Here is a 12,286-nt window from a genome sequence, read left to right as displayed (position 1 = left end):
CAGCCGTTACGGTTGGTACGACATGATCCGGTTGCTGCTCGCGCTTGCTGCGCTCACCCTTCCCGTCACCGTCTCGGCCCGGACCAAGGGGCCGTCGCCCCGGCCTGCGAAGGCTCAGGGCGTGGTCAGCGCCGCCGACCGCCGCGCCGCCGCCGCCGGGGTCGAGATGCTGCGCGCCGGCGGCAGCGCGACCGACGCGGCGATCGCGACGATGCTGGCGCTGAACGTCGTCGAGCCGCAGAGCTCGGGTATTGGCGGCGGCAGCTTTTGGGTGAACCACGCTAGCGGGGGCAAGCTGACGACGATCGACGCGCGTGAGGCGGCGCCCGCGGCGGCGGACGCGCACTGGTTCTACGCCGCCGACGGCACGCCGCTACGTCACTCGGACGCGGTGCCGGGCGGGCGCAGTGTCGGCGTGCCGGGGGCGCTGCGCGGGATGGCGCTGGCGCACCGGCAGTCGGGCAGGCTGCCCTGGGCGCGGCTGTTCGTGCCCGCGATCCGGCTGGCGCGCGACGGCTTCCAGCTGACCCCGCGGCTGATCGACGGGATGGCCGCTTACGGCAGGCACGTCACACCCGAGACACGGGCGCTCTACAGCGACGCGCAGGGCAATCTGCTGAGCGTCGGCGCAACCGTGCGCAATCCCGCTCAAGCGGCGCTATTGGAGCGGATCGCCGCCCAGGGGCCCGACAGCTTCTACGTCGGCCCGCAGGCGGCGAAGATCGTCGCGGCGGTCAACGGCGCCGCGCGCAACCCGTCGCGGATGACGACCGGGGACCTGGCGAGCTACGACGCCAAGCCGCGCCCGCCGGTGTGCCTGATGTACCGGGTGTACCGAGTCTGCGGGATGGGGCCGCCGTCGTCGGGTGGGATCACCGTGCTGATGATCCTCAAGCAGCTCGAACGGTTCGACATGGCCAAGCTGGGCAAGGATTCGCCGGTCGCCTGGCACCTGTTCGCCGAATCCTCGCGCCTCGCCTATGCCGATCGCGACCTGTACGTCGGCGATCCCGATTACGTGCGCGTGCCGGTGAGCGGTTTGTTGGACGAACGCTATCTGGCCTCGCGATCTGCAACGATTTCACCGGGTGCGACGCTGGCGAGCGTCGACGCGGGCATGCCGCCGGGCGCGCCGCAGCGGATGCGCGCGAAGGCGAGCGAAACGCCCGGCACCACCGATCTCGTCGCGGTCGATGCCAAGGGCAACGTCGTCGAGGTGACGACAACGGTCGAGGGCTATTTCGGATCGGGGTTGAGCGTCGACGGGACGGTGCTCAACAACGAACTGACCGACTTCGACATCGTCCCCGAGAAGGACGGTGCGCTGGTCGCCAATCGGGTCGAGGGGGGCAAGCGGCCGCGCAGCTCGATGGCGCCGACGATCGTCTACGGTCCCGATGGCACCGTCCGCATCGCGCTCGGCGCCGCGGGAGGCCCGACGATCATCGCGCAGATCGCCAAGGCGCTGATCGGGGTGCTCGACTGGAAGCTGAGCGCGCAGGACGCGATCGGCATGGGACTGATCTTCGCTCCCGGTCCGGTCATCGCCGAACAGGGGACGCAGGCCGAGACGATGGCGCCGGCGCTGCGCGCACTCGGGCAGCAGGTGCAGATCGCGCCGCTGGGGCTGAAGGCCAATGCGATCGAGCGGGTCGGCGGACGCTGGGTGGGCGCGGCCGATCCGCGCAGCGAAGGGGTGTCGATCGCCCAGGACGGTACGGTTACCGAACCGCCACGCGCGACGCTGCAGCGCGCGCCGGAGTAAGCCATGGCCCGCAGGCTCGAACATTTCCCCAACCTGATCGCGATGTTCTTCGCGCGCGCCGCCGAAAATCGCGCTGCGCCGTTCCTCTGGCGCAAGCAGGCGGGCGCTTGGGTGCCGACCAGTTGGGCCGACGCGGCGCGGCAGGTGGCGAGCCTGGCCGCGGGGCTGCGCGCGATCGGGCTGAACCCCGGCGACCGGGTGATGCTGGTCGCCGAGAACCGCCCCGAATGGTGCATCAGCGACCTCGCGATCGTGGCCGCAGGCTGCATCACCGTGCCGACCTACACGACCAACACCGAGCGCGACCATGCGCACATCATCGAGACTTCGGGCGCGCGCGCGGTGATCGTGTCGACGCAGAAGCTCGCCAACGCGCTGATGCCCGCGGTGCTGAAGTCGATCCATGCCCAGCACGTGATCGGCATCGACCCGGTGCGGCTGGGCCAGTCGGGCGTCGAATGCCACGACTGGCGCACGCTGATCGCGCGGCACCCTGCCGAACCGAAGGACGTCGCCGCCGATTTCTCGCGCGAAGACCTGGCGTGCATCATCTACACCAGCGGCACCGGCGGTTCCCCGCGCGGCGTAATGCAGCACCACGGCGCGATCCTGCACAATTGCGCCGGCTGCACCGCGGTGATCTCGGAGGATTTCGGCTGGGGCGACGACGTGCTGCTGTCGTTCCTGCCGCTCAGCCACGCCTACGAGCACACCGGGGGGCAGTTCTTCGCGATCGCGCTGGGTGCTCAGATCTATTACGCCGAGAGTCTCGACAAGCTGGCCGCGAATATCGAGGAGGTACGCCCGACCGTGATGTTCGTCGTGCCGCGGCTGTTCGAGGTGCTGCGGACGCGGATCACCAAGGCGATCCAGAAGCAGGGCGGCGCCTCGGCCTGGCTGCTCGCGCGTGCACTCGAGATCGGCGCGCGTCAGTACGAAGGGCGGCTGCGGCTGATCGACCGGCCGACGCAATTGCTGGTGAACCGGGTATTCAAGCCGAAGATCGCGAAGAAGTTCGGCGGGCGGATGAAGGCGATGGTGTCGGGCGGCGCGCCGCTGAACGCCGAGGTCGGGCTGTTCTTCCATTCGCTGGGCCTGAACTTCCTGCAGGGCTATGGCCAGACCGAGGCGGCGCCGGTGATCTCGTGCAACCGCCCGGCGGCGGGCATCCGGATGGATTCGGTCGGGCCGCCGCTGATCGACACCGAAGTGCGGATCGCCGAGGACGGCGAAATCCTGGTCCGCGGCGAGCTGGTGATGCACGGCTATTGGCGCAACGAGGCGGAGACGGCGAAGGTCTTGCAAAACGGATGGCTCCATACGGGCGACATCGGCGAGATCGATGATCGCGGCCGGATCAGGATCACCGATCGCAAGAAGGACCTGATCATCAACGACAAGGGCGACAATGTCGCGCCGCAGAAGGTCGAGGGGATGCTGACCCTCCAGCCCGAGATCGTCCAGGCGATGATCGCGGGCGACCGGCGTCCGCACATGGTCGCGCTGATCGTCCCCGACCCCGATTGGACGCAGGAATGGTGCGCGGCGAACGGGACGTCGTGCAAGTTCGAACGATTGGCGCAAAACAGCGCCTATCGCACCGCGCTAGGTCACGCGATCGAACGGGTAAACAAGGACCTCTCCGCAACCGAACGCATCCGCCGCTTCATGCTCGCCGACGCGCCCTTCGGAATCGAGAACGAGCAGTTGACGCCGAGTTTAAAGATCCGGCGGCATGTCATCCGGCAGGTGTACGGCGAGCGGCTGGACGCTCTGTACGGGAGTTAAAGCGGTCCGTGCAGCGTGAAGATCGCCGCGACGATCGCGGCCGAGATCCGGCGCGAATAAGATATGGTCTCGCCGCGGGACTGCAATTGAGGTGGAGGATGTTGAGCGTCATCGTGACTCCTTATTCATTCGACACAGCGTCATTGCGCGTGGCGTCTGCACGGCGCTTACAGACCGCGGGTGACCGCCTCAGGTTCGGGTAGGCCGATGTTCGGGATCGCGTCGGGCACGAAGTCGCCCTGCCGCATCGCGGGGCTGAGCGCCTCGAAGCTCCTGCCACCGCGATGGGCTTCGAGCACCTTTTGCGGATCGAAGAAGGTGCCGATCGGATTGCCGCGGAAGTCCTCGGACGTGCGCATCCACTCGGTCGACTTGGCCCAATCGCCAAAAGCGTCGGATTGCAGCTCCACGTAATTGCCTTCGGGATCGCGGTAGTAGATCGAGATCGTCAGGCCGTGATGCAGCGAAAAGGCCGGCATGATCCCCTCCTCGTCCCGCATCCGCTCGTAGGACGCCATCAGGTCGTCGAAGCTGTCGTACTCGAACGCCGTATGATGGAGACCGTTGTGGCGCACCTTCTCCGGGTCGTCGCTGAGTTCGGGCACCATCAGAAAAGCAATGCGGTGATTGGCGGCGTCGTTGGTGGTCCAGGCGTTGTTCGCGTCTTGAAAGGTGACCGTCACCCCGATCACCTTCTTGTACCAGTCGATCATCTCCTGCAGCCGGCTGGTCTTGAACGTGGCATGGTGGAACACGGGTTTGATGGTTGGCACCGTCTCGGTCCTTTGATGGTGGCGGAGGCTCAGGCTACCAACGTCAGGGCGGCGAGCCGGGTCCGGTTCTCCCGCCTGAACTTCTGACCAGATGGGGTCAGAAGGTCGCGCCCGGCCACTCGAGGATCGCGGTGCGGATCGCGGGGATGCCGCGCGCGGCGGCGAGAAAGCGCGCGACGTGCGGCAGCCGACCTTCCCAGAAGTGCGCGGCACCGACATTCTCCATGCGAAGCAGCTCGATCCCCCAGAACAGGTCCGCCATCGTTTCGCGGTCGCCGAAGAGCCAGGCGGTGCCCGCCGCGGACAGCCTGCCCTCCAGCGCGACCAATGCGATCTCGGCGTTGGCATAAGCGGCACTCATGGCTTCGGGCGAGAACAGCGCCTGGGCCGCAGACAGCTCCTTCGCGCGCTTGGCCGTGTAGGCCGCGACAAGCGCCGGATCGTCGCTGTGCTCCTGGAGGTAGCGGTCGCACCACGCGACCTTGCGTTGCGAGAAGGCGCCACCGACGTCCTTGCTGCTGGCCGCGGATTCGCTGCCCTTGACGGTCCGGCCCATCAGCATCTGGTAGTTCGGCAGCTCGTCGACGATCTGGAGCTCGGCATCGATCGCCGTTGCGAGCGTATCGGGGCGCAGCCGGTCCTCGGGCGCGACCTGGTCGTCGAGGTACAGGCAGATGCGCTTGGAATCGACGACGACGTCTCCCGCCTGCCAATCGATCAGCGTGGGCACGACCGCCCCGTCGCACCCGCCGGCACTCGCCGAGGTGCTGCCGCTATGATGCGAGACGAGCGCGCCGCCGAACCGCTCGCAGCCCAGCATTCGCAGGCGGACGTAACCGGGCAGGTACGTCTGCCCGGTGAACATGTCGAGGGTATGCTCGACATATGCCAGCCCGTGATGAGCGAGCACGGTGCGCACCTTCTGCGAACAGATCGAGGTGGCGGCATGGAAAAGTTCGAAGCGGGGCTGCTCGCGGGTGGCGACGCCCTGCGTCTCGCCTGTCTTCAGCGCCTCGCGTGCGGCGGCCGCTGTTGCGGCAAGGGTCTGGTCCATGATGCTCTCCAAGCGATTAGGTGTTTGGTCCCGGTGATTGGTGGTGCGGGTTGATGGTGAAGCGGTGGGGCTGGTCGGCCTATGCCTTGCAGATGAACTCGTAAGACGTGAAGCCCGCAATGTCCTCACCCGCTGGGCGTAGTTGTAGGCGGCGATGGGTCGAGCTGCCGCTGCTCACCGATTCAATAGAGCCGCTGGCGCTGCCTGCAAATCCTGCCGCACCGATCGCGATCGTCCGGCGCAAGGGTATGCCGCTCACTCCGGTCGCCGAATACCTTTGCGACATGATGCGGCAGGTGGCCGTGCAGCACGCGCGCGCATATGGCGACGCTGTGGCACCCCGCTGAGCCGTCCTGCCTCCGTCCATGCATCGACGATCGCCTGACCCGGCGTCAGACGCTCTTGCGCCGCCTTGGCCAACGTGCTACCTCCACTGAGTTGCAATTACAAATGATGCAATTTCGTTGGGGGAGGATGAGGGATGCGCACCACGTTGCTGCTGTCGACGGCTGTCGTCGCATTGATATCGGCCTTTGCCGGAGCGCAGGTCCAGGAGACCGTCGACCCGACACCATCGGAGTCGGTCAGCGCCGCCGCGGCGCCCGACCGGAACGGCCTGGGCGACATCATCGTCACCGCCCAGCGCCAGTCAGAGAACTCGCAGCGCGCCGCCGTGCCGCTGAGCGTGATCGAGGGCGGGGCATTGCTGGCTTCGGGCATCACCCAGGTCGATCGGCTGAACAGCCTCGCGCCCGCGCTGTCGATCGTGCCGACCAACACAGGCAACGCCGCCTTCATCCGCGGCGTCGGCAATTTCACCCTTGCGCCGAACAGCGATCCGGCGATCGCGTTCAACTATGACGGCGTCTATGTCGGCCGCCCGACGTCGACGACCGGCGTGTTCTACGACCTGGAGCGGGTCGAGATCCTGAAGGGTCCGCAGGGCATCCTCTACGGCCGCAACGCGACCGGTGGCGCGATCAATGTCCTGCCCGCGCAGCCGCGGATCGGCGAGTTCTCGGGCAACGGATCGCTCACCTACGGCAATTACGATACGTTGAATGCCGAAGGCGCGATCAACCTGCCCGTCGGCGATCGCGGCGCGATCCGCCTGTCGGCATCGCGGGCAAGCCACGATGGTTATCTATCGGACGGCACGTCCGACGAGAAGACCTGGGCGGCGCGCGCGCAGATGGAGGCCGAATTGACCCCGGACCTGAGCGTCCGCGTCGCCGGCGATTACGCCCACAACGGCGGATTCGGCGCGGGCATCGACTATGTCGGCTCCTTCGCGGGCACCACCCTCACGCCGTCGAACATACCGATCGGCACCGGCATCAACGCACCCGCGAGCCAGGCCTTCCGCACGGCCCGGGTGTTCGCGCCGATCGGCAATCGCCTGACCGCGCTCGGGCGGCCCTTTCAGGACAACACGTTCCTGGCTTCAATGCCCAAATCGATTGGAACACCGGCGCCGGTACCCTGACCGTCATTCCGGCGTGACGCTATGCCAAGCTGAACTTCCTCGCCAACGCCGGCGGCAGCCCCTATTACAACCGGGAACAGACACCCAGTCCAGCGTCGAGGTCCGCTTCGCCGGAACTCGGATCGGTCCGTCCGATTATCAGATCGGCGGCTATCATTTCGACGAGTTCCTCGACGTCACCACGCAGCTGACGTCGGGCAGCACCGCCAATTATCAGCGACCGAAGTACAACACAAAGTCCTACGCCGGTTTCGGGCGGCTGACGCTCAACGTCTCCAACCGGCTGCGCCTGGTCGGCGGTTTGCGCTACACCGAGGACAAAAAGCGGTTCAGCACCACCCAGCTTACCGCGGTCATCTCGTGCACCCGTCCACTCGGACCAGGGCTGGGGAATTGTCCGAATGTGCCGGTCGTGCCGCTGTTCAACGATCCCTCGCAGCTCGGCTCCCCGTTCCCTGCTGCTGGCGGCGCGCCGATCATGGTCTTCGTGGGCGGCGTGCCGACGGGCGCGCTCAGCATCCGCCGGGACATTATCGTCAACGACCGCCGGCTCTCGAACGACAAGATCACCTATCGCGGCGCGGTCGAGTTCGATGTCGCCCCGCGCTCGCTACTCTACGCCAGCATCGAGAGCGGCTATCGCTGGGGCGGCTTCTCGGTAGCGACAGGGTTCGAGACCTACCAGCCCGAGACGATCACCGCTTATACGGTCGGCATGAAGAACCGTTTCTTTGGCAATCGGTTGCAAGCCAATGTCGAGGGCTTCATCTGGAAGTATCGGAACCAGCAAGTCAGCCGCGTTGCGCCGGACCTCGCCACCCCGCCGAATAACGCGAATTACGTCCAGAATATCGGCTCGTCGACGATCCAGGGCTTCGAGATCGACGGCAAGTTGCTGATCATGCCGACCACCTTGGTCGGCGCCAACCTGCAGTACCTGGACACCGAGCAGAAGGACTATGCCTTCGCCGCCGCGATCAATCCCCCGCCTATCACCGGCTGCCCGGTGACGCCCGCGACGGCCACGCAGGTCCGGATCGATTGCAGCGGATACCCGTCGTACAACTCGCCGAAATGGACCCTCAATCTCTCGGGCCAGCAGACGATCAAACTCGACGGGTTCCAGGTCGTGCTAAGCGCCGACACCCAGCACCGTAGCAGTCGGTACATCGGCTTTGCCTATCTGCCGCAGCAGCTGATCGGCTCGACCTGGACGTCGAACGCGCAGATCCAGTTGGGGCCGGACAGCGAGCGCTGGTCGGTCGCGGCCTATGTCCGCAACATCGAGAACGACCGCATTCCGATCTATTCGATTGTCGGCTCGGGCAACTTCCTGACCTATGGCGCGACCGCGCCGCGGACGTATGGGCTCCGGCTATCGGCGAAGTACTGAACGCGGGGGCGGCGCCATACTGCGAGTTGTGAAGTCGCGCTCGTAGTGAGCGAAGCAGCCTATTGCCGATCGCGGCAATCCGTTGCGGTCGTTCTCGCCCATCACGGGATCGATGCAACGCGACCGAGGCGACGGCTCAGTTCGAACGAGGATCGCATGGGCCGAGCCCGAGCGTCCTCCGTTCTGGCCTCACAACAAGTGCTCGATCCGGATCGGCAGCTCGCGAATGCGCCTGCCTGTGGCGTGGAACACCGCGTTGGCGATCGCCGCAGCGGCGCCGACCATTGCGACTTCGCCCAGCCCCTTGACCCCGACGCTATTGGCGAGCGGGTCGGGCTGGTTGATGAAGTCGACCTCGATGTCGCCAATGTCGGCGTTCACCGGCACGACATAATCGGCGAGATCGTCATTGAGCACGCCGCCGTAACGCGGATCGACCTCTCCCGCCTCGCGCAGCGCCGCGCCGAAGGCCCCGACGACGCCGCCCTGCACCTGGCTCCTCGCGGTACGCGGGCTGACGACGCGACCGCAGTCGGCGATGCTCACCACGCGCGGCATGCGGATCCGGCGCGTCGTGGGTTCGATCCGCACCTCGACGAAGTGCGCGATGTAGCTGAACGTGGCAAAGCCGGGATAGCGCGGGCCCCAGATGGCATATTGCCCGGCCTTGAGAGCCTCAAGCGCCTCGGGCTTCTGCCCCGGGCCGAGCTGCGAGACTTCGATCTCCAGGAAAGGCCGGCGGACCACGGCGAGCTGCCGGTGGAGCGTGCCCGCGATCTTGCGGGTGCCGAGCAGTTCGGCAACCGCCGCGCGCATCTTCGTTACCGCCGCGGCGGCGACGGGGACGCTGCTGAAGGTGCCCCACGACCCGGCGGTCAAATGCTGCGGCGCCGCCGACGTGTCGCCGATGCGGATGTCGAGCTTGTTCGGATCGGCGCCCAGCTCGTCGATCAGCACGGCCGCAATCGCGGTGCGAATGCCCTGCCCCATCTCGTGGCCGGAGGTCGCGAAGCGCGTGCTACCGTCCGCGCCAATGCGCAGCGTCGCAATAGCCGGCGTCACCACCGCCGGGTAGATGCCCGAGGCCACGCCCCAGCCGACCTGCGTTCCGTCCGGCGCCGTCATCGAGCCCGGCGCTGCCGAGCGCTTTTCCCAGCCGAAGCGGCGGGCGCCCTCGGTAAGACATTCCTTGAGCCAGCGGGAGGACAGCGGCTGCCCCGACTCCGGATCGACCCGGGTATCGTTGGTGATGCGGAACGCAACCGGATCCTGCCCCATCTTGAAGGCGAGTTCGTCGATCGCGCTCTCGAAGGCAAAGCAGGAGGGGTGCTCGGCCGGCGCGCGCATGTAGCCGGGCGCCTGGGTGTCGATCGCGATGTTGGCGTCCGAACCGCCGTAATTCGGGATGGCGTAGAGCCCGCGCGGTTTCTGATGGTAGTCGGGTCGGAAGAAGCCGGCGCGCGCTTGCTGCTGCTCGGTGTCGTAGCGTGCCGCGACCAGCTTGCTGCCCGCATCCGCGCCGAGGCGCACGTGATGCCGGCTGTTCGGCCGGAAGGTAGCGATGTGGAACACCTGGCCGCGCGGCACCACGAGCTTGACCGGTCGGCCGATCAGGATGGCAGCGCGTGCGACGATCGCCGTCTGGCGCTGGACGCCGCCCTTTTGGCCGAACGCGCCGCCCACGGAAGGGCTCTTCACCTCGACGACCGCCGGATCGAGGCCAAGCGTCTTCGCCACGACGACCTTGACGGTGCCCGACACCTGCGAGCCCTCGTGGATCGTGAGCCGACCATTCGCCCAGATGGCCGTGGTGGAGATCATCTCCATCGGGTTGTGGTGCTGCTTCGGGCTCTCGTAGGCGGCATCGACCGTCGCCGCGGCGCCGGCAAGGGCCTGAGCCGGATCGCCTGTCACCTTGTCCTTGCCGAGCTGCTTCTGGCCACCGGGCGAATCGATCGTCGCGGCGAAACTCTGAGTAGCGAAAACAGGTTTGACCGCCTCCGCCCCCTGGATCGCCGCCTCCAGCGTCTCGGCGACGACCAGCGCCACCGGCTGGCCGCAATAGGCGATGGCTCTCTCGATCGTCGGTACCGGGTTTGTGGCGGCGGCGCGCGCCGACGCGGCCGGTCCAGCGGGAGGCAGCGGCGGGAAATCGTCGGCCGTCAGCACTCGCACGACGCCCGGCACGCGCATCGCCGGCGCGGTGTCGAGTGTGGTGATCGTGCCTTTGGCCGCGGTCGACGGCACCAGCATCGCGTAAAGCAGACCCGGCACCTGGACATCAGCCGCGTAGACGTTGGCGCCGCGCACCTTGTCGCGCGCGTCGATGCGGGCGCGGTCAGGGAAAGCTGTGTTCGTCACGCGCGATTCCTTGCCGAAGCGATGAGTAGCGCGTCCGCCACCGTGCGGGCGCCGAGCTCGACCTTGAAGCCGTTGGACTTGCCGGGGCTCGCCCCCTTGAGCGCGATGCGCCCGGCAGCGAGCGCGGTTTCGGGGGTCAGCGCCTGGCCGATCACTGCCTGCTCCGCCTCGTGCGCGCGCCACGGCTTGGTCGCCATCCCGCCCAGCGCGATACGGGCGATCGTTACCCGCTCGCCCGCCATCTCCAGCGCGACGGCGGCCGAGGCGAGCGCGAAGGCATAGGATTCGCGGTCGCGAATCTTGTGATAGGTCGACCGCCGCCCCGCCGGCGTCTTCGGCACCGTGATCGCAGTGATCATCTCGCCGGGTGCGAGCGTGAACTCCAAATGCGGGGTGTCGCCCGGCAGCCGGTACAATTCCGCAATCGGCAGGGTACGCGTTCCCGCCGGTCCCAGCACCTCGATCGTTGCATCCATCGCGGTGAGTGCGACCGGCCAGTCGCCCGGCGACACGGCGGTGCACGACGCGCTGGTGCCGAGCACCGCCTGGCCGCGGTCTAGCCCGCCGATCGCTGCGCAGCCGCTGCCGGGCGCGCGCTTGTTGCAGGGGTAGACGCCGACGGTCGACGTGCTGCCCGCGCCGTTGCGGAAGTACATGCACCGCGTGCGCTGGAGCAGGTTGCCGCCGACCGTCGCCATGTTTCGCAGCTGCTGCGATGCCGCCTTGGTCAGCGCCTCGGCGAGGACGGGGTAGTCGCGCAAGACTACGGGATCGGCCGCGACCGCGCTCATCGGCGCCAGCGCCCCGAAGCGCAGCCGGTCGCCGCCGGTCTCGATCACGTCGAGCCCGCGGATGGCGGTGACATCGATCAGATGGCCGGGCTGCTCGATGCGCAGCTTCATCAGGTCGTAGAGGGTGGTGCCCCCGGCGATAAAGCGGGCGCCCGATCCGGCCGCCGCAAAGGCGCCGACCGCATCGGCCGCGCTGGCAGGGCGGACGTAGCTGAACGGCTGCATCAACCGCGTCCCATCTTGGCGGCGGCGTCTTCGATCGCTGCGACGATGCCGGGGTAGGCGCCGCAGCGGCAGATGTTACCACTCATATATTCGCGGATGGTCGCGCGATCGGTCGCGTGCCCCTCGGCGACGCAGGCGACCGCCGCCATGATCTGGCCGGGCGTGCAATAGCCGCATTGCAGCGCGTCGTGGTCGATGAAGGCCTGCTGCATCGGGTGAAGCGTATTGCCCCTCGACAGGCCCTCGATCGTGCGCACCTGCTTGCCATCGGTCTTGGCTGCCAGTGTCAGGCAGGAGACCACGCGATGGCCGTCGACGTGCACGGTGCACGCGCCGCATTGGCCATGGTCGCAGCCCTTCTTGGCGCCGGTCAGGCCCAGGCGTTCGCGGAGCAGGTCGAGCAGCGAGGTGCGCGGATCGATCTCGACCGTCATGCGCCGGCCGTTGATCGCAGGGCGAATGGTGAGCGTCTGGGCAGGCTTTACCCGTAACGGCCCGACCTGCGCGGCAGCTTCCTGCGCGGGAACCGAGACGGCGACGGCCGCGCCTGCCGCGAGGCCGATCGCCGTCCGTCGCGATAGGGCAAAGGCCGCTGCGTCCTCGTGAGTATCCTTGTGTTCGCTCATGTTCGCATCCTGAACCGCTCCTGC

The 12,286-nt window shown here is 67.3% G+C and carries 9 protein-coding genes; 4 read left to right on the top strand and 5 right to left on the bottom strand.

All coding sequences use genetic code 11. From position 1 onward, the window contains the following. Positions 1-22 precede the first annotated feature (22 nt). Both ACE5C1_RS13565 and ACE5C1_RS13560 read left to right on the top strand, forming a co-directional pair. Positions 23-1,765, top strand: a complete 1,743-nt coding sequence (locus tag ACE5C1_RS13565; protein WP_374944641.1) for a gamma-glutamyltransferase family protein — start codon at positions 23-25, stop codon at positions 1,763-1,765. Positions 1,766-1,768: 3 nt separating this feature from the next. After that, positions 1,769-3,553 carry an AMP-dependent synthetase/ligase gene (locus ACE5C1_RS13560; protein ID WP_374944602.1) on the top strand — a complete coding sequence of 595 codons (1,785 nt, stop codon included), beginning with the start codon at positions 1,769-1,771 and terminating at the stop codon, positions 3,551-3,553. A 167-nt stretch (positions 3,554-3,720) separates the two neighbouring features. Here the strand turns inward: ACE5C1_RS13560 and ACE5C1_RS13555 are convergent, their stop codons facing one another. Next, a complete protein-coding gene (locus ACE5C1_RS13555; protein WP_374944601.1) occupies positions 3,721-4,326 on the bottom strand; it encodes a VOC family protein in 606 nt (201 codons plus the stop codon). 97 nt (positions 4,327-4,423) lie between these two features. Beyond that, entirely contained in the window at positions 4,424-5,380 is a 957-nt protein-coding gene (locus ACE5C1_RS13550; protein WP_374944600.1) for a glutathione S-transferase family protein, read from the bottom strand. 481 nt (positions 5,381-5,861) lie between these two features. Between ACE5C1_RS13550 and ACE5C1_RS13545 the strand changes: the two genes are divergently transcribed. Then, a complete protein-coding gene (locus tag ACE5C1_RS13545; RefSeq protein ID WP_374944599.1) occupies positions 5,862-6,866 on the top strand; it encodes a TonB-dependent receptor plug domain-containing protein in 1,005 nt (334 codons plus the stop codon). A gap of 13 nt (positions 6,867-6,879) precedes the next feature. Continuing rightward, positions 6,880-8,259 (top strand): TonB-dependent receptor domain-containing protein, encoded by a 1,380-nt coding sequence (locus ACE5C1_RS13540; protein ID WP_374944598.1) that lies wholly within the window; start codon positions 6,880-6,882, stop codon positions 8,257-8,259. A 189-nt stretch (positions 8,260-8,448) separates the two neighbouring features. Here the strand turns inward: ACE5C1_RS13540 and ACE5C1_RS13535 are convergent, their stop codons facing one another. Genes ACE5C1_RS13535 through ACE5C1_RS13525 form a run of 3 tightly spaced genes read right to left on the bottom strand, consistent with a single transcriptional unit; the run spans position 8,449 to position 12,262 of the window. After that, the gene (locus ACE5C1_RS13535) at positions 8,449-10,620 is read right to left on the bottom strand and encodes a xanthine dehydrogenase family protein molybdopterin-binding subunit (RefSeq protein WP_374944597.1); all 2,172 of its coding nucleotides are present in this window, start codon (positions 10,618-10,620) and stop codon (positions 8,449-8,451) included. Continuing rightward, positions 10,617-11,636 (bottom strand): FAD binding domain-containing protein, encoded by a 1,020-nt coding sequence (locus ACE5C1_RS13530; protein ID WP_374944596.1) that lies wholly within the window; start codon positions 11,634-11,636, stop codon positions 10,617-10,619. The genes ACE5C1_RS13535 and ACE5C1_RS13530 overlap by 4 nt, the downstream gene beginning before the upstream one ends. Then, a complete protein-coding gene (locus tag ACE5C1_RS13525) occupies positions 11,636-12,262 on the bottom strand; it encodes a (2Fe-2S)-binding protein (protein ID WP_374944595.1) in 627 nt (208 codons plus the stop codon). Before ACE5C1_RS13525 ends, ACE5C1_RS13530 begins: the two co-directional genes overlap by 1 nt. Between the last annotated feature and the right edge of the window lie 24 nt (positions 12,263-12,286).

The sequence above is a fragment of the Sphingomonas sp. genome, from assembly GCF_964263785.1.
Taxonomy (GTDB): domain Bacteria; phylum Pseudomonadota; class Alphaproteobacteria; order Sphingomonadales; family Sphingomonadaceae; genus Sphingomonas.
Note: the sequence above shows the minus strand (reverse complement) of the source record. Positions and strands in the feature narration are given on the sequence as shown.